This is a genomic window from Streptomyces mirabilis, from assembly GCF_018310535.1.
GTDB lineage: Bacteria > Actinomycetota > Actinomycetes > Streptomycetales > Streptomycetaceae > Streptomyces.
This window is the reverse complement of sequence record NZ_CP074102.1, coordinates 8,832,734-8,851,231: the sequence shown is the minus strand read 5'-3', so window position 1 is coordinate 8,851,231 and position 18,498 is coordinate 8,832,734. Positions and strand designations below refer to the sequence as shown.

13 protein-coding genes and 2 pseudogenes are annotated in these 18,498 nt (G+C 67.5%); 7 read left to right on the top strand and 8 right to left on the bottom strand.

All coding sequences use genetic code 11. The features are described from left to right. Positions 1-3 precede the first annotated feature (3 nt). Positions 4-1,206, bottom strand: a complete 1,203-nt coding sequence (gene ltrA / locus SMIR_RS39475) for a group II intron reverse transcriptase/maturase (protein WP_249938636.1) — start codon at positions 1,204-1,206, stop codon at positions 4-6. An 868-nt stretch (positions 1,207-2,074) separates the two neighbouring features. Between ltrA (SMIR_RS39475) and SMIR_RS39470 the strand changes: the two genes are divergently transcribed. After that, positions 2,075-3,526 (top strand): NF041680 family putative transposase, encoded by a 1,452-nt coding sequence (locus SMIR_RS39470; RefSeq protein WP_168486688.1) that lies wholly within the window; start codon positions 2,075-2,077, stop codon positions 3,524-3,526. A gap of 152 nt (positions 3,527-3,678) precedes the next feature. Then, positions 3,679-4,596 (top strand): IS5 family transposase, encoded by a 918-nt coding sequence (locus tag SMIR_RS39465; protein WP_249938474.1) that lies wholly within the window; start codon positions 3,679-3,681, stop codon positions 4,594-4,596. Here the strand turns inward: SMIR_RS39465 and SMIR_RS39460 are convergent. The 7 genes and pseudogenes from SMIR_RS39460 to SMIR_RS39430 form a co-directional block, all read right to left on the bottom strand. Beyond that, positions 4,553-5,104 (bottom strand): hypothetical protein, encoded by a 552-nt coding sequence (locus tag SMIR_RS39460; protein WP_212727417.1) that lies wholly within the window; start codon positions 5,102-5,104, stop codon positions 4,553-4,555. The genes SMIR_RS39465 and SMIR_RS39460 overlap by 44 nt on opposite strands. 215 nt (positions 5,105-5,319) lie before the next feature. Continuing rightward, positions 5,320-6,522 carry a group II intron reverse transcriptase/maturase gene (ltrA, locus tag SMIR_RS39455; RefSeq protein ID WP_249938636.1) on the bottom strand — a complete coding sequence of 401 codons (1,203 nt, stop codon included), beginning with the start codon at positions 6,520-6,522 and terminating at the stop codon, positions 5,320-5,322. Positions 6,523-7,276: 754 nt separating this feature from the next. Further along, positions 7,277-8,728 (bottom strand): NF041680 family putative transposase, encoded by a 1,452-nt coding sequence (locus SMIR_RS39450; RefSeq protein WP_168486688.1) that lies wholly within the window; start codon positions 8,726-8,728, stop codon positions 7,277-7,279. Positions 8,729-8,838: 110 nt separating this feature from the next. Then, on the bottom strand, positions 8,839-9,057 hold the full coding sequence (locus SMIR_RS39445) for a hypothetical protein (RefSeq protein ID WP_212728153.1): 219 nt from the start codon (positions 9,055-9,057) through the stop codon (positions 8,839-8,841). A 79-nt stretch (positions 9,058-9,136) separates the two neighbouring features. Beyond that, a complete protein-coding gene (locus SMIR_RS39440; protein ID WP_168500831.1) occupies positions 9,137-10,843 on the bottom strand; it encodes an IS1182 family transposase in 1,707 nt (568 codons plus the stop codon). A 167-nt stretch (positions 10,844-11,010) separates the two neighbouring features. Further along, on the bottom strand, positions 11,011-12,108 hold the full coding sequence (locus SMIR_RS39435; protein WP_212728152.1) for an integrase core domain-containing protein: 1,098 nt from the start codon (positions 12,106-12,108) through the stop codon (positions 11,011-11,013). Between the two features lie 125 nt (positions 12,109-12,233). Continuing rightward, a pseudogene (locus tag SMIR_RS39430) lies at positions 12,234-12,725 on the bottom strand (helix-turn-helix domain-containing protein); the annotation flags it as partial. 148 nt (positions 12,726-12,873) lie between these two features. On the opposite strand from SMIR_RS39430, the gene SMIR_RS39425 reads away from it, so the two are divergent. The 5 genes and pseudogenes from SMIR_RS39425 to SMIR_RS39405 all read left to right on the top strand — a co-directional run bounded on the left by SMIR_RS39425 (position 12,874) and on the right by SMIR_RS39405 (position 18,487). Further along, positions 12,874-14,139 (top strand): IS701 family transposase, encoded by a 1,266-nt coding sequence (locus SMIR_RS39425; RefSeq protein WP_168488627.1) that lies wholly within the window; start codon positions 12,874-12,876, stop codon positions 14,137-14,139. Positions 14,140-14,327: 188 nt separating this feature from the next. Beyond that, a pseudogene (locus SMIR_RS39420) lies at positions 14,328-15,331 on the top strand (IS5 family transposase). A 153-nt stretch (positions 15,332-15,484) separates the two neighbouring features. Beyond that, complete coding sequence (locus SMIR_RS39415) at positions 15,485-16,102, top strand: hypothetical protein (protein WP_212728150.1); 618 nt, start codon at positions 15,485-15,487, stop codon at positions 16,100-16,102. A gap of 218 nt (positions 16,103-16,320) precedes the next feature. Then, complete coding sequence (locus SMIR_RS39410; RefSeq protein WP_212728149.1) at positions 16,321-18,033, top strand: ISL3 family transposase; 1,713 nt, start codon at positions 16,321-16,323, stop codon at positions 18,031-18,033. Next, the gene (locus SMIR_RS39405; protein WP_212728148.1) at positions 18,014-18,487 is read left to right on the top strand and encodes a WapI family immunity protein; all 474 of its coding nucleotides are present in this window, start codon (positions 18,014-18,016) and stop codon (positions 18,485-18,487) included. The genes SMIR_RS39410 and SMIR_RS39405 overlap by 20 nt, the downstream gene beginning before the upstream one ends. Positions 18,488-18,498 lie beyond the last annotated feature (11 nt).

The following is an 18,498-nucleotide window of genomic DNA, read 5'->3' as shown; positions in this document are numbered from 1 at the left end:
CGTTCACCGGCTGGCATGCGCCGTTGCCCTGTGCACGTTTCCGGTAAGGCGGTAGACACCGAGCCGGGTGATCCACCCATAAGTAAATCGGGTGGTCCAGTTCCTGCCCGCAAGTCCGTGTTTCGCGCTGGCAAAGATCGCCAGCCGTTCGTGGACATAGCCGTCGACCACGTTGAACTTCCGTCCGGAGTTCCCGTTACGGAAGTACGCCGACCAGCCCCGCAGGACCGGGTTGAGATCGGCGACCACGGCGGATACCGGCCGCTCAGTCTTCGAACGAGCGGTCGCCGCACGGACTTTGTCCCGCAGTACCCGCATCGCCCTGGCCGAGGGCCAGCGTTGCAAGTAGTACCTGCCCCGCCATTTCCACGATTCCATCTTCCGGTGGTGGAAGCCGAGAAAGTCGAAGCCCTGCCCGCCTCGGGTGAGGCAGACGATGCCGGTCTTCTCAGGATGCAATCGCATCCCGAGCCGTTCCAGAACTCGTGCCGCCAATTCACGGGCCTGTTCGGCCCGTTGCTTGGTCGGCGACAGGACTACGAAATCATCGCAGTACCTCACCAACGTCCCCAGCCGGCGACCTTCGTTCTGCCACGCCTCGTCGAGAACGTGCAGCGCGATATTTGCCAGCAATGGGGAAATCGGTGAGCCCTGAGGGGTTCCCGCCCCGGTAGGCGAGGTCACCCCGCCCACCAGGACTCCCATCCGCAGCCAGGCCCGGATCAGCTTCAGCATCGGCCGGTCCACCACACGCCGCGCCACTTGGGCCATCAGCGCCTCATGGTCGATCGTGCCGAAGCAGTCGCGGATATCGGCCTCGAACACCCACTCCCGCCGCTGGTTCGCGGCGACACGCACTGCCTCGCACGCGTCGATCGCGGACCGCTTCGGCCTGAATCCATAGCTCGCCTCGGTGAACTGGGCCTCGAATACTGGTTCCATGACCAGTTTCGCAGCCGTCATCACCACGCGGTCCGCCACGGTGGGGATCGATAGCGGCCGGAACTCCCCCGGCCGCCCCGGTTTGGGAATCTGGACCCGTCGCAGCACTGACGGACGATACGTATGCGCCCGCAGTCTCTGCGAAAGGTCTTGGAGGAATGCATCCACCCCCGAGGATTCCACCGCGTCGACGGTCGTACCGTCCACGCCGGGGGCACCCCGGTTTGCGCACACACCGGCCCACGCCCGCCTCAGAACGTCCATGCGGTGGACATGGCCATACAGGGCGTGAAACCGGCGTTCGGGTTCTTGCTCGGCACAGCGGTAAAGCGTCCGTTGCAAGGCTCGGACCTTGTCCAGAGGACGGCGGACTGGTCCTGCGACGCTTTCCTCCCGGCGGATGGAACTAGCCGTAACGGCACTCATCCGGGTCCCTCCCTGTTTTCGAATCGCGTCGATGAAGCAGGGGCCCTTCGCTCCCAGCGGGTTGTGTTGTCCCGCCGATCGTCACTACTACGACCCCCTCCGACTGCCTCTCGACAACCCGCCATTTCCCGGTTCTGCCGGTTATAGGCAGGCCACGCTTCCCGGGCCGCAATACCCGGGGCCGAGGAGGCTCTCTCCAGTTCCCAGGACAACCTTCCGACCATTCCACGCCCCTTACGCCGGGAGGTTCTTCGACGACCGCTCCAGGTCCGAGATCATCTTCCGTGGCCTTCGCCAATCAAGCACAGGCTCGGCTCCTCCTTGGCCCGCCCGCGGGCGGGGGTTAAATGACGACGCTGCAGGCTTCACTTCATGTTGCGGACTGGTCGGTTGCACGCCCCCGAGAGGCGCTTGTCACTCCACTTCGACGCCACCATTTCGGGCGACGCCGGGAGTCAGCTACCGGGGACCCTGGCGTCTCCCCGGACCGGACTTCCACCGGCTGGCTATCCTGAGCTTGACGTCCGGTTACATCGTTCACACCCCTTCTGAACTGGGAAGACGCCCGGACTGCTGGACGTACGCTTGGTGTTTAACCTCGGCCGTTCACCTGACCCGCTGATCTTGGTTCGTTCCCGGGACAGCAGGACGGCCGTTCTTCACGCTTCGAGGTGTCGAGCAACGTCGCGTGAAGGAACGGCCGCTGGTGAAGAGTCTCGCCCCTGAACAGTCCGCCGACGCCGCGTTGGGCGTCCTGTCCCACTTTCGTGTCCAGTTCTACGACTGTCTCTACACCCGGGCGGATGCGCTCTTCGAGCTCGCCGACGCGGTGCTGTGCTCGGACGGCCCGGTCACCTCGCTGGTCGAGTTGACGCTCACGGCCGAGCACCGGCGCGGGCACGGAGCGATGTACGACGCGGTCAATCACGGCTGGCTGGAGCCGCGCCGCCTGCGCAGGCTGCTGGCCTCCACGCCGCTGCCGCGTGCCGCCGACGGGCGGATCGTGCTCGCGGTGGACGTGAGCAACTGGCTGCGTCCCGACGCCCCCACCAGCCCGGAGTTGCTGTTCTGCCACGTCTACGGGCGGGGCCGCAGCGCGGATCAGTTCATCCCCGGCTGGCCCTACTCCTTCGTTGCCGCGCTGGAGACGGGACGCACGTCCTGGACGGCTGTGCTGGACGCGATCCGGCTGGGGCCGTGCGACGATGCCACCGCGGTGACCGCCAGCCAGCTGCGCGAGGTGGTCACCCGGCTGGTGCACGCCGGGCAGTGGCGGCCGGGCGACGCGGACATCCTCGTCGTCATGGACACCGGCTACGACGTCACCCGTCTTGCCTATGTCCTGGCCGACCTGCCCGTCGAGCTGGTCGGCCGGCTCCGCTCGGACCGCGTCATGCTCCGGGACGCCGGCCCACGCCGCTCCACCCCGCGCGGCGGACAGCCCCGCAAGCACGGCGGCGTCCTCACCTTCTCCAAGCCGGAGTCCTGGCACACCCCTGACCAGGCCACCACGTGCGACACCACCCGCTACGGCACAGCCGAAGCCCTCGCCTGGGACCGGATGCACCCCCGGTTACAGGCCCGTGGCCCCTGGCTCGATCACTGCGGTGAACTCCCTCTGCTCCACGGCACGTTGATCCGGCTGAAGGTTGAGCACCTGCCCGGTGACCGTGACCCGAAGCCGGTATGGCTGTGGTCCTCACGCACCGGCATGACCGGCGAAGACGTCAACCTGCGCTGGCAGGCGTTCCTTCGCAGATTCGATCTTGAACATACCTTCCGACTGTTCAAGCAGACCCTGGGCTGGACCGTCCCCAAGGTCCGCGATCCGCACACGGCCGACCTGTGGACGTGGCTGATCATCGCCGCCCACACCCAGCTCCGCCTTGCCCGGCCCCTCGCCGAGGACCTTCGTCGGCCCTGGGAGCGGCCGGCGCAACCTCGTCGCCTCACCCCTGCCCGGGTTCGGCGGGGGTTCCGCCACCTCCGCGTGAAGACCGCCCGTCCCGCCGACGTGCCCAGACCCTCCAAGCCCGGACCCGGACGCCCACCCGGTTCAAAGAACCGCAGGTCAGCCCCACGTCACGAGCCTGGAAAGACCGTGAAACGAATCGAAACCCTCACCGAACACGTCCGCCTGAAACAGCAGCGAGGTTAATGATCAAGCTGAGAAGTTGTTGTCTTTCCGATCTTGAGAGATGCGCGTCGAACGAGAGTCCCGATTGGGTGGTCGCGGGGTGGTCGGTGCATACAAGTAGGGCCTCCTGAACAGCTCGTTGGTGTCTAGTCACCGAGCAGCAGGAGGCCCTGGTGCCGCAGTCTTCCGTGTCGATGTCCGGGCAGTCCAGCTCGGTCACCCCTGGGTGTGACTGTCTGGCTCACCGGTTCGGGAACGCCGCCGACAATCCGGTGCGTGAGCGCCGGTATCCGACTGATATGACGGACGGGGAGTGGGCCGTGGTCCGCCCGTTGCTGCCGGTGCCGGGCTGGATGCGGGGCCGGGGCGGGCAGCCGGAGGCGTACTGCCACCGGTCGATACTCGATGCGATCCGCTACCTGGTCGACAATGGCATCAAGTGGCGGGCGATGCCGGCGGACTTCCCGCCGTGGGACCGCATCTACGCGTTCTTCCGCCGCTGGCGCGACCACAGCCTGGTCAAGGAGTTCCACGACCGGCTGCGGGCCAGGGTCCGCGAGGAGCTGGGGCGGGATGCGGAGCCGACGGCTGCGGTGATCGACTCGCAGTCCGTCAAGGCGGACGCCGTCGTCGGCGCGGACAGCCGCGGCTTCGACGGCGGCAAACTGGTCAACGGGCGCAAGCGGCACGTCGTGGTCGACACGCTCGGCCTGCTGCTGGGGGTGATGGTCACCGCCGCGGACATCGGTGACCGCGCCGCCGCCCGGGTGCTGCTGGAGCAGGTGGCCGACGTGCACCACCGGCTCGCCCTGGTCTGGGCCGACGGCGGCTACACCGGCAGCCTCGTCGAGTACTGCCTCACCGCGTTCTCGCTGGTCCTGGCGATCGTCAAACGCAGCGACGACATGCGCGGCTTCGTGGTGCTGCCCAAGCGGTGGATCGTCGAGCGCCTCTTCGCCCACCTGATGCGCACCCGCCGCCTGGCACGCGACTACGAACGCCGCACCACCAGCGCCGAAGCGATGATCTACTGGTCGATGACCCTGCTCATGACCCGCCGCCTGGCCCGGCCACGGCCTGCGCGAGGGTGAACCTGCCCGGCGCGGGCTCGGCCAGCCAGCCGCGCGCGACCAGGCGTTTCGCCTTCGATCGCAGCGCCTCCACCCGTGCCGGCACCGCGTCCATGCCGAACGCCGCGGCCATCTCCTGGCAGGTCAGCGGCCCTTGATGGAGCCGGTGCCGGTCCGCGAGCGCCGTGAGGATGCGCTGGTAGTCCACCGACAGCACCGCCCAGGCCAGCCCCTCACGCCACACCGGCACCTGCGACTTCGTCTTCGCAGCATCCGGCACCTGCGACGTCTTTGCGGTCTGCTCCCCGGCGGCCGGCGCGGTCCCCTCGACCCGGGCGTGGTCCTGCGCGCTCTCGTCTGCCGGGGCCAGCACCTCGCCGACCCGCGAGCAGGCGATGGCCCACTCCTTCCATTCCCGCTCGGCCACGGCCAGCTCGGCCTGGATGCGGTCGGCCTCCTCCCGCAGCCCGTCCAACCGACGGCGAGCACCCAGCTCACGCTGCTCCAACAGCCCGACCACCGACGGCATCCACGACCTCCCAGGGAGCGACAGCACGACAGGCCACTACTCCCACCGAATCACCGACCCCACGCCCGACCAGCGGAAACGCGGCGATCACGTCCGGAAAGACAACAGCTTCTTAGTAGGGTCGGGGACTGGCGCGGTGGCTGATGCCCCGTTTCCAGTCCCCGCCGCTTCAAACCGTGCATGCAGTTCTCCCGCACACGGCTTTCCGACATCGTTCACCGGCTGGCATGCGCCGTTGCCCTGTGCACGTTTCCGGTAAGGCGGTAGACACCGAGCCGGGTGATCCACCCATAAGTAAATCGGGTGGTCCAGTTCCTGCCCGCAAGTCCGTGTTTCGCGCTGGCAAAGATCGCCAGCCGTTCGTGGACATAGCCGTCGACCACGTTGAACTTCCGTCCGGAGTTCCCGTTACGGAAGTACGCCGACCAGCCCCGCAGGACCGGGTTGAGATCGGCGACCACGGCGGATACCGGCCGCTCAGTCTTCGAACGAGCGGTCGCCGCACGGACTTTGTCCCGCAGTACCCGCATCGCCCTGGCCGAGGGCCAGCGTTGCAAGTAGTACCTGCCCCGCCATTTCCACGATTCCATCTTCCGGTGGTGGAAGCCGAGAAAGTCGAAGCCCTGCCCGCCTCGGGTGAGGCAGACGATGCCGGTCTTCTCAGGATGCAATCGCATCCCGAGCCGTTCCAGAACTCGTGCCGCCAATTCACGGGCCTGTTCGGCCCGTTGCTTGGTCGGCGACAGGACTACGAAATCATCGCAGTACCTCACCAACGTCCCCAGCCGGCGACCTTCGTTCTGCCACGCCTCGTCGAGAACGTGCAGCGCGATATTTGCCAGCAATGGGGAAATCGGTGAGCCCTGAGGGGTTCCCGCCCCGGTAGGCGAGGTCACCCCGCCCACCAGGACTCCCATCCGCAGCCAGGCCCGGATCAGCTTCAGCATCGGCCGGTCCACCACACGCCGCGCCACTTGGGCCATCAGCGCCTCATGGTCGATCGTGCCGAAGCAGTCGCGGATATCGGCCTCGAACACCCACTCCCGCCGCTGGTTCGCGGCGACACGCACTGCCTCGCACGCGTCGATCGCGGACCGCTTCGGCCTGAATCCATAGCTCGCCTCGGTGAACTGGGCCTCGAATACTGGTTCCATGACCAGTTTCGCAGCCGTCATCACCACGCGGTCCGCCACGGTGGGGATCGATAGCGGCCGGAACTCCCCCGGCCGCCCCGGTTTGGGAATCTGGACCCGTCGCAGCACTGACGGACGATACGTATGCGCCCGCAGTCTCTGCGAAAGGTCTTGGAGGAATGCATCCACCCCCGAGGATTCCACCGCGTCGACGGTCGTACCGTCCACGCCGGGGGCACCCCGGTTTGCGCACACACCGGCCCACGCCCGCCTCAGAACGTCCATGCGGTGGACATGGCCATACAGGGCGTGAAACCGGCGTTCGGGTTCTTGCTCGGCACAGCGGTAAAGCGTCCGTTGCAAGGCTCGGACCTTGTCCAGAGGACGGCGGACTGGTCCTGCGACGCTTTCCTCCCGGCGGATGGAACTAGCCGTAACGGCACTCATCCGGGTCCCTCCCTGTTTTCGAATCGCGTCGATGAAGCAGGGGCCCTTCGCTCCCAGCGGGTTGTGTTGTCCCGCCGATCGTCACTACTACGACCCCCTCCGACTGCCTCTCGACAACCCGCCATTTCCCGGTTCTGCCGGTTATAGGCAGGCCACGCTTCCCGGGCCGCAATACCCGGGGCCGAGGAGGCTCTCTCCAGTTCCCAGGACAACCTTCCGACCATTCCACGCCCCTTACGCCGGGAGGTTCTTCGACGACCGCTCCAGGTCCGAGATCATCTTCCGTGGCCTTCGCCAATCAAGCACAGGCTCGGCTCCTCCTTGGCCCGCCCGCGGGCGGGGGTTAAATGACGACGCTGCAGGCTTCACTTCATGTTGCGGACTGGTCGGTTGCACGCCCCCGAGAGGCGCTTGTCACTCCACTTCGACGCCACCATTTCGGGCGACGCCGGGAGTCAGCTACCGGGGACCCTGGCGTCTCCCCGGACCGGACTTCCACCGGCTGGCTATCCTGAGCTTGACGTCCGGTTACATCGTTCACACCCCTTCTGAACTGGGAAGACGCCCGGACTGCTGGACGTACACTTGATCATTAACCTCGCTGCTGTTTCAGGCGGACGTGTTCGGTGAGGGTTTCGATTCGTTTCACGGTCTTTCCAGGCTCGTGACGTGGGGCTGACCTGCGGTTCTTTGAACCGGGTGGGCGTCCGGGTCCGGGCTTGGAGGGTCTGGGCACGTCGGCGGGACGGGCGGTCTTCACGCGGAGGTGGCGGAACCCCCGCCGAACCCGGGCAGGGGTGAGGCGACGAGGTTGCGCCGGCCGCTCCCAGGGCCGACGAAGGTCCTCGGCGAGGGGCCGGGCAAGGCGGAGCTGGGTGTGGGCGGCGATGATCAGCCACGTCCACAGGTCGGCCGTGTGCGGATCGCGGACCTTGGGGACGGTCCAGCCCAGGGTCTGCTTGAACAGTCGGAAGGTATGTTCAAGATCGAATCTGCGAAGGAACGCCTGCCAGCGCAGGTTGACGTCTTCGCCGGTCATGCCGGTGCGTGAGGACCACAGCCATACCGGCTTCGGGTCACGGTCACCGGGCAGGTGCTCAACCTTCAGCCGGATCAACGTGCCGTGGAGCAGAGGGAGTTCACCGCAGTGATCGAGCCAGGGGCCACGGGCCTGTAACCGGGGGTGCATCCGGTCCCAGGCGAGGGCTTCGGCTGTGCCGTAGCGGGTGGTGTCGCACGTGGTGGCCTGGTCAGGGGTGTGCCAGGACTCCGGCTTGGAGAAGGTGAGGACGCCGCCGTGCTTGCGGGGCTGTCCGCCGCGCGGGGTGGAGCGGCGTGGGCCGGCGTCCCGGAGCATGACGCGGTCCGAGCGGAGCCGGCCGACCAGCTCGACGGGCAGGTCGGCCAGGACATAGGCAAGACGGGTGACGTCGTAGCCGGTGTCCATGACGACGAGGATGTCCGCGTCGCCCGGCCGCCACTGCCCGGCGTGCACCAGCCGGGTGACCACCTCGCGCAGCTGGCTGGCGGTCACCGCGGTGGCATCGTCGCACGGCCCCAGCCGGATCGCGTCCAGCACAGCCGTCCAGGACGTGCGTCCCGTCTCCAGCGCGGCAACGAAGGAGTAGGGCCAGCCGGGGATGAACTGATCCGCGCTGCGGCCCCGCCCGTAGACGTGGCAGAACAGCAACTCCGGGCTGGTGGGGGCGTCGGGACGCAGCCAGTTGCTCACGTCCACCGCGAGCACGATCCGCCCGTCGGCGGCACGCGGCAGCGGCGTGGAGGCCAGCAGCCTGCGCAGGCGGCGCGGCTCCAGCCAGCCGTGATTGACCGCGTCGTACATCGCTCCGTGCCCGCGCCGGTGCTCGGCCGTGAGCGTCAACTCGACCAGCGAGGTGACCGGGCCGTCCGAGCACAGCACCGCGTCGGCGAGCTCGAAGAGCGCATCCGCCCGGGTGTAGAGACAGTCGTAGAACTGGACACGAAAGTGGGACAGGACGCCCAACGCGGCGTCGGCGGACTGTTCAGGGGCGAGACTCTTCACCAGCGGCCGTTCCTTCACGCGACGTTGCTCGACACCTCGAAGCGTGAAGAACGGCCGTCCTGCTGTCCCGGGAACGAACCAAGATCAGCGGGTCAGGTGAACGGCCGAGGTTAAACACCAAGCTTAACGATGGTGTTCTTAGTGCCGGGATCAGCCAACACTGGCTCAGCCAATCCTGGATAACCCGACTCTGGTTGTGAGCTGGGGTTTTGCAGGGCGGGCAGGTCGGTGATGAAGTACAGCGCCTGCCCGAGCGTGCCGTCGGCGTTGCGGGCGCGGTCGCGCAGCAGGAATCCGTGCTTCTCCAGCTCCTCCAGGCCAGTTGTCACCGCGTCTACGCGTTCGCGGCCGTGTCGGGCCAGGTTGGCGATGGTGACCTTGTCCGATCTTGGTGGTTAATCCCAACTCTCAAGCTGCAAGGCGGAGTTGAAGTCTGGCGAGGTGGCTATGGTTGGTGCGGTCGAGGGGGTGGCCGTTCCACCAGGCGTTGAGTCGGATGAGGTTGAGGGCGGTGGCGCTGGTGGTGTGGTCGAGGTGGGTCTTTGCGAGGCCGCGGTAGCGGGCTCGGCGCAGGCCGGTGGTGTGGGTGGCCTGGCGGATGGAGCCCTCGACGCCGGCGCGGAGTGCATAGTCGCGTTGCCAGGTTCCGTCCTGTTGCTGGGCGCGGGCGGTGCGGATGGCCTCGGTGAGCTCACGGGGGTAGAGGCTGAGCCGACGGCCCTTTCGTGAGCTGGTGCACTGCTCCTTGGTCGGGCAGGGGATGCAGTCCAGCGCGGCGAAGGCGACGACGGTCTTGGCCACGCCGTCCTGGACGACGTCGTTCCAGGTGGCGCTGATCTTTCCGGCCGGGCAGACGGCCCGCTTGCGATCCCAGTCGATGGTGAAGTCGTGGGCGGCGAAGCCTTGTTGGGCCTTGGCCTGAGGGGAGGTGTCGAGCAGGACCGGGGTGACCAAGGCGATGCCGTAGTCCTTGGCGGACGAGACGATCAGGTCGGCGCTGGGGTAGCCGGAGTCGAGGTAGTGCCGGGCAGGCAGCAGGTGGCGGCGGTGAAGACTCTGGTGGATCGTGTCCAGAGCTTTGCTGTCCGGCAGGGTGGAGCAGGTGGTCGTGACGTTGGTGATCAGGTTCGGGCCAGCCGGCCGGTCTCCGTCGGCCTGCGGGTGGCAGGTCTCCGAGACATGCAGCTTGAAGCCGTTCCAGAACAGGTCACGCTTGGCGGACCAGCGAGTGTCAGTGTCGTAGGGCGAGGCCAGGCGTATCGGGGCGGGCGGCAGGCCGTCGCCGCCGTCCTCGGCCCGCTCGCGCTGCCGGATCCGCAGCCTGCCGGCCCGGTCCGGGGTGCGGATGTAGTTCTGCACCAGCACGCACCGCAGGGTCTGCACCGCAGGCAGCTCGCGCAGCCACCCCGGCGAGGCGGGCGCGTAGACGGCCTGCAGCAGCGTGTAGCCGTCGGTGGCGTACTGCACGGCGAGTTCGTGCTGCTTGGTCTTCGAGGCGGACAGTCGCCAGTTGTCGATCCGGTCCGCGTAGCGGCGGCTCCACTCCTCCACGACCAGCACCTGATCGACCCAGTCGGGGCATGCGGCGGCCAGCGCGTTCAGGGCCGCGCGGACGCTCTCGCCGACCAACTCGAGTCGGTTCAGATCTCGCACCACGGCAACGATGTGCGTGGAGTCGGTTCGCTGGCTGCCGCCCGCCTGCACCAGATCCAGGGTCTGCAGGCGCTCCAGCAACAGGTCCAGCACACGTTCCTCCAGGCCGTGGGCGACGACACGGGAGCGGAACTCTGACAGCACGCTGTGGTCGAAGCCCGGATCCTCCAGGTTCAGGCCGAGTGCGTACTTCCAGGCGAGGTTCTCGCGAACCTCGTCAGCAGCCTGCCGATCGGTCAGATTCGCGGCCTTCTGCAGCACCGTGACCAGCGCCAGACGCCCCGGTGACCAGCCTGGCCTGCCCACCTGGCCGAACGCGTCAGCAAAGGCCGCGTCCGGGAACAGCTCCCCGAGCCGGTCACGGACCTGCACCGCCAGCGGCGCCTCCCGCCTGCCCCGATACATCGCCCGGATCGCCGCCGCGACCTGCGGATCCGGCTCAGGCCAGGACTGCGGCTGCATCGACACGACACACTCCGATCCCCCAAGGAACCACGACAAGATCAACGATCAGCATGATGCCATCCACTGGATCCGTCGCTCCCGCAGCGATCAACTCCGCGACATGACAAGCGAATTGGGATTAACCACCAAGATCTTGTCCTTGCCGAAAACTTCGTCCGTACAGGTCACGCGGCATGTTGGTACTCGTGGAGGATGCCGCCGAGTCGGTCGCGTTTTCGTATGTCGAGGCGGGCGATCTGCCCCGGATCGGTGATCGGTGGGGGCAACGGGTGCAGTGGGCGGGCGTTGGCGATGCCCTGATGCGGTCGATGCCCGTTATAGAACTGCTCGAACTCCCTCAGCGCGCGGAGCAGGTGGTGATGGTTCCAGATGAGGGTGCGGTCCAAGAGTTCGTGGCGGCAGGTCTGCACCCACCGTTCCATGATCGAGTTCATGCGCGGTATTCGCACGCCGCTGAGGACTACCTCGATGCCGGCGCTGGTGAGGATGGTGTCGAACAGTGCGGGGAACTTCCCGTCCCGGTCCCGGATCATGAACCTTGCCCGGCAGTCGGCGTCTTCGAGGTCCATGACGAGGTTCTTCGCCGCCTGGGCCACCCAGGCCGCGGTGGGATGCGCAGTGGCGCCCAGGACCCGGATTTGCCGGTTGGCGTGCTCGATCACCGCGAAGACGTACAACCGCGCCCCGGACAAGGTGACGGTCTCGAAGAAGTCACACGCCAGAAGGACGTCCGCTTGGGAGCGCAGAAAGTCCGACCAGGTGCTCGACGCCCGTTCGGGGGCCGGCGGGATGCCGGCGTCCTGGAGGATCTCCCAGACCGTGGACGCGGCTACCTTCACTCCGAGTACCAGCAGTTCGCCGTGCACGCGCCGGTACCCCCAGCTCGGGTTCTCACGGACCAGGCGCAGTACGAGGGCCCGGATGGAGCGGACGGTGCGCAGTCGGCCCCCGCGGTGGGGCCGGGATCGGGCGGCATGCCGGCGGGCGACCAGGTCACGGTGCCAACGCAGGATCGTGTCCGGCCGCACCAGCAACCGCATACGGAGCAGCGCCTCCTTCGGGAGGTCATGCAGCAGCGCCGCCAGGAACGCCCGATCCCCCGGTGCGAACTGGACTCGCTGCCCGTTCAGATGCCGTGGCAGCACGGTGATCTGATGGCGTAGAGCCAGGATCTCTACATCCTTGTCCCGGGTGCTCACCGGCAGCAGTCGCAGCATCGCGAACATGTTGGTCACGCTCAGGTAGGCGAGTTTCAACAGCACGAGCGACCATCATGCCGAGGTGATCGTCATCTCCGCCAGAGCACTGCGCCGGCCTCAGCATCCGACGGAACGAAGATCACGGCACACGGGCTCTGACCAGGGCGGATGAGGTTATCGGCAAGGGCAGGGTTGAAGTACAGGCCGACGACGTCGTAGACCTTCTCCACGAACAACGGGTCCGTCGACAGCTTGAAGGTGTCCGTCAGATGCGGCTTGAGCTGGAACTGCCGCCAGATCCGGCCCACGGTCGACTTCGACAGACCACTGTGTTGCGCCATCGATGTCCGTGACCAGTGGGTGGCGTTCTTCGGGAGCTGTTCCAGCGTGGTGACCACGACCGCTTCCACCTGATCGACGCTGATGGTGGGCGGCCGGCCCGGCCGGGGCTCGTCGGCCAGCCCGTCCAGCCGCTCGGCGAGGAAGCGTCGGCGCCACTTGCGGACGGTGTCCGCGGTCACCCGCAGATCCCGGGCGACCGCGACGATCGGTGGTACCTCCGGGCCCGCGCACGCCAGCACGATCCGCGCGCGCAGGGCCAGGGCCTGGGCCGATGTCGCCCGACGCGTCCACCGTTCCAACAACGCCCGCTCATCATCAGACAGCAGTAACGGTTCCAGCTTCGGGCCCCGACGAGGAACTGACGCACCAGCAGCAGAAGTCACGCAACTACTAACGATCAACTACTGGCGCAGGACACTAGTAGGGCTTGGTCAGGTCGGTTGTGGTGGTGCGTGTCCTGTCGGCCCGGTGTGGCGTTGAGAGTGTGTGACTCCGGACGAGATTGCTGTGGTGCGTGGTGAGTTGGAGGCGTTCGCGGCGGAGGTGTTCGAGCCGTTCGCGCGCAAGGATCAGCGCCGGTGGGGGCAGGTTTATCTGCGGGGGCTGCTGACCGACGGGCAGCGTAAGTCGGTCGAGCCGATGGCCGCCCGGCTCGGGGAGGACGGCAATCGTCAGGCACTGGCCAACTTCATCACCACCAGCCCCTGGGACCCGGCACATATCCGGGCCCAGCTCGCCTGGCGGATGGAGAAGGTGATCGGGCCGGAAGCCCTGGTCTTCGACGACACCGGGTTCCTCAAGGACGGGACTGCCTCGGCATGCGTGTCGCGGCAGTACACCGGCACCGCGGGCAAGGTCACCAACTGCCAGGTCGGCGTCTCGGTCCACCTCGCGTCCGAGACCGCCTCGGCGGCGGTCAACTGGCGGCTGTTCCTGCCCCGGACCTGGGATCCCGCCTCACCGAAGGCCGATGCGGACAAGATCGCCCGCCGCACCGCCTGCGGCATCCCGGACGATGTCGGGCATGTGGAGAAGTGGCAGCTGGCCCTGGACATGCTCGACGAGACCCGCTCGTGGGGGATCGAGGTGCCGCTGGCCGTCGCGGACGCCGGATACGGCGACGCTGCCGCGTTCCGCCACGGACTGCAGGCCCGCGGCCTGAATTACGTGGTGGGGATCTCCACCACGCTGTCGGCTCAGCCCGCCGACGCGGTGCCGGTGGCCGAGCCGTACTCCGGGACCGGACGCCCGCCGGTGGCCAAGTATCCCGACAAGCCACGGTCGGTGAAGGAGTTGGTCATCGCGGCGGGGCGGAAGGCAGCTCGGCCGGTGCAGTGGCGTGAAGGCTCCCGGCCTGGCACCGGCCGCTCCGGCCGCAAGCGGATGTACTCCCGCTTCGTGGCCTTGCGCATCCGGCCTGCCGGACGCGAGGTTCGGCAGGCCACCAACGGCCCGGAGCTGCCAGAGTGCTGGCTGTTGGCCGAATGGCCTGCCGGTGAGAGCGAGCCGGTGCAGTTCTGGCTGTCCGACCTGCCCTCCGGCATGCCTCTGACCACGCTGGTCCGGCTCGCCAAGCTCCGCTGGCGCATCGAGCACGACTACCGGGAGATGAAGCAGGCCCTGGGCCTGGCCCATTTCGAGGGCCGGACCTGGGGCGGCTGGCACCACCACGTCACCCTTGTCTCTGTCGCACATGCCTTCTGCACTCTGCAACGACTGGCCCGGGCCCCAAAAGACACGGCGTCGGCCTGAGCCTCTACCAGGTCGTCCGCGAGCTACAGACACTGCTCGCGGTCTGGACCGGCGCCTGCCCGACCTGCCACCGCGACATACCAGCACCAATACAGACCTGACCAAGCCCTACTAGGGCCTGTGTGGTGTCGTGATCAATCTTGCCGATCCGGGTTCCTCGGGAAGGGGGATCCGGTAGGAAGACGATCGTGACACGCAGGCAACTCACCGACGAGCAGTGGAAGTTGATCGAGCCGTTCCTGCCGATAGGCGAGTACGGGCCGTACCCCGCACGGCTGCGGGATCAGTTCGAGGGGGTGATCTGGCGGTTCCGTACCAGCAGCCAGTGGCGGGAGATGCCCGGCGAGTTCGGCCCGTGGCCGACTGTCTACGGCCGCTTTCGGGTGTGGAGGGACACCGGCGTCTTCACCGCGCTGCTCGAAGGCCTGATCGCCGAGGCCGCCCGCCAGGGACGGACGGACTTGTCCCTGGTCAGCGTGGACTCCACCACGGCCCGCGCCCACCACGACGCAGCCGGGATGCGCATCGGCAAGGAGGTCCTGGACGCCCTTGAAGAGGCCGCCATCGAGCAGGAGCGGGCCCGGCAAAAGGGGGCGGCCGGCAAGAACAGAACGGACAGCACGGCAGTGACAACCCCGGTCGGGAAGAGCGGCGGCATATCAGGCGACGGCGCAAGCTCCGCTTGAGCCAGGCCCTGCTCGGCAGATCCCGTGGTGGACTGACGAGCAAGATTCATCTCGCCGCAGACCGCAAGTGCCGTCCGCTGTCTCTCGTCCTGACCGCAGGACAGGCCGCCGACAGCCCGCAGTTCGTCCCCGTGCTGCAGAAGGTGCGCATCCGTCTTCCCGTCGGCCGGCCCCGGACCCGGCCCGACGCCGTCGCCGCGGATAAGGCCTATTCCTCCCGCGGTAACCGCTCTTACCTGCGCAAACGCAACATCAAGGCAGTCATCCCAGAGAAGAAGGACCAGGCCGCCAACCGGAAGAAGAAAGGCAGCCGAGGCGGCCGCCCCACACGCCATGACGCCGATCTCTACAAAGAGCGGAACAGTGTCGAGCGCCTGATCAACAAGCTGAAGGCCTGGCGGGGTATCGCGACTCGCTACGACAAGACACCCGGGAGCTATCTTGCCGGCCTCCACCTGCGTGCCTCGATGATCTGGATCAACGACCTCCTGAAGGCAACTGGTTGATCACGACATCACACAGGCCCTAGTGCACCGTCCAGTCGCGCCGCCGGGAGTCGGGGAGAGGTCATCGGCCGGGCGCGGGTCCGGCGTGGACGTATTTTTTTGCATGGCGGCTGGACCGCCACGTAAGGTCACCGCATCCCAGGAGGTGAGGCCGTGGCCTCGTACGGCACGATGCTGATCCGCATGCCCCTCGGACAGGCGGCCCCCGTCCTGCGCGAGGTCTGCGCGGCTGGCTACGCGACCCCGGCCGGGCCGAGATTCTGCCTCGTCCATCCGGACCGGTCCGTCGACGACAATGGTGTCTTCACACTCGCCGGGCCGATCAGCGCCGAGCTGGGCGCCCCGGTGCTGGCCGCCTTCCAGTACGACGGCGACCGATTGGAGTTGGAGGTCTGGCGGGAGGGAGTACGCGCCCACCGCTACGACTCGCGGCCACACTGGGATGAGGAGATCGCCGACGGCACACCCGAGGATGCCGACCCCGCCGCGTTCCTGGACTTCGCGGCCGGCCCCGTGGACAGCCACCGCTTGGCCTGTGCGCTCGCGGACACTCCGATCGACGTCGAGGACATGGACGTTGACGGCGAACCGGGCTACGTCTGGGCCCAGGCCCTGCACTGGGACGTGCTGTGCGCGCTCGGCCACCCGGACCCGGTGATCCTCCGCGCGCAGTGGGACTACTTCCACGTACGCCGCGAGCCGCAGGCGTTCGGGAAGGTGCTGGACAGCACCGAACTCGTCGTCCTGGGTACAACCGATCGACCGTTCTGAAGCCCCACCAGCCCGCGCCGCCCCACCTGTCGCACTTTCCCCGAGTAGCCCCCGGCCGACAACGCGCCCGGCGCTCGGGAAGCTCCCCACTACGTTGAACGCCGGACCGAATGGGGCGACGAGCATGCCTGGCCGTTTTCAAGGGTCTGGGCGGAATTTCGTGACGGTCACGATCGTGTATTCGACGTCCCGTGTTTGACGGTGGGAATGTCCTGGTCATGGGGGATCTGTCGGCGTTGAAGGACGCACTGTTCCCGAACGCCGCGGGGATGGTGCTGGACCGGTTGACCGAGGTGGACGGGGTCGTTGTGGCCGAAGCCCATAGCGCCGTACTGGAGTTGAGATGCCCGAGCTGCGCGACTCCCTCGCGTCGGGTGCACAGCCGTTATGGGCGACGGCTCGCCGAGTATCCCGCCGGCGGGCGCCGGGTGGTGGTGAAGCTGGAGGTCCGGCGGTTCTTCTGCAACGCACCCGCTTGCGGGCGACGCACGTTCGTGGAGCAGGTCGAGGGTCTGACCACGCGTTATGCCCGTGCCGGGCCTAGCGTGAAGGCGTTGTGGCGGTCCGTTGCACTCGTGGCGGGCGGCCGTCCGGGCATGCGGCTGTGCAACTCGCTGGCCGTGCCCACCGGCCGGGCCCGGCTGCTCGGCCAGCTGCACGCGCCCGAGGTTCCCGCCCGCAGTCCGCGGGTGCTGGGTGTCGACGACTTCGCCTTCCGCCGCTCGCGCACCTACGGGACCATCCTGGTCGACGTCGAGAGATCCACCCCGGTCGACCTCCTGGCCGACCGCACCAGCGAGACGCTCGCCGCCTGGCTCACCGCACACCCTGGCGCCGAGATCGTCTGCCGGGACCGCGACAGCGGCTACAGCCGCGCGATCAAGGAGGCCGCACCGGACGCGACCGAGGTGGCCGATCGCTGGCACTTGCTTCAGAATCTGTCGGCAGCGGTCGAGAAGACCTGCCACCAGCACCGCGCCTGCCTGCACAAATACGCCCTGGACGACGTGGACGCACCCACCCCGGCGATCGCGCCACCCACGACGCTGTTGCCGCTGACGCCGCCGCTCGACAACATCCCCGCGACCCCGCTCATGCAACGGGTCAGCGAACGGTATGCGGAGATCCACCGGCTGCGGGAGGCGACGTGGACGATCAGCGCCATCGCCCGCCGGTTCGGACTGGACCGCAAGACCGTCCGCCGCTACCTGAGCAACGACCTTGACATGCTGATCGCCTCGGCCCGGGACCGCCGCCCTCGCCAGATCGACCCCTACCGTCCGTACATCCAGCAGCGTTTCACCGACGGCTGCACCAACGCGACCCAGATCTACCGGGAGATCCGCGAACACGGCTTCCGCGGCAACCACCAGGCCGTACGCCTCTACGTCCGCAGCCTGCGGGGCGGCACCGCAGCCACCGAAGCCTCCCGGCCGATCCCCAGCCCGCGCAAGATCACCTCCTGGATCATGCGCCCACGCGACACCCTCAGCGACGACGAGCAGTCCCAACTCGACGAGGCCCGCATCGCCTGCCCCGACATCGCCACCGCCTGCGACCTGGCCCGAGTCTTCACCGGCCTGGTTCGCGACCGCCGCGGCCACCTCCTGGCCGCCTGGATCCGCGAGGCCGAGACCAACGGGCCCGCTCCGGTACGGGGCTTCGCCGGATTCCTGCGCCAGGACTGGGATGCCGTCCTCGCGGGCATGACACTCGCCTACAGTTCCGGCGTCGTCGAAGGCCACGTCAACCGTTTAAGACGATCAAGCGGCAGATGTACGGCCGGGGATCATTCCGGCTCCTGCGCACCCGCGTCCTGCTGCGATCGTGACCGTTGTGGGCGCGTCGTCCATGCTCCAGCCGAGCGATCAATTCTGAGAGAGGGAACCGCGCGAGTGACATGCTGGGGCAATGCGGTTGATCGACAGTGACGGGCACGGCATTGAGCTGAGGGTGACGGACTACCAGTTCCCAGACGCTGCTCACATGGGGAAACGTCGGAGCTGGCTGATCGTCGAAGGTACTGCGAATTGCCCGCAGGGAGCGTGGACCTTCCGTTGGCAGGCTCTGACTCCAGAGGATGCGATCGCGTTGGCTAACTGGCTTCGCGACTTCGCTCGCTCGCCCGATGGTGGCCAACAGGCGGATGACAGCCTTGAGTTCATCGAGCCGAACTTGGCCTTCGCGGCTACCCGGGCCGATGCATATCAGATCGCTCTTCAGATCCGCTTGGACCTTGAGTTCTCGCCGCCCTGGCGGAAGCGGAATCGCGCAGGCGACCCGTTCACGGTCGTGTGCCGGATGACGCCCGAGGCCCTGCTGACAGCCTCGACTGAGTGGACCGCCGACATCACCCCCTACCCGCCATGGACCCCAGGGGAATAGAGCCAGCCTCC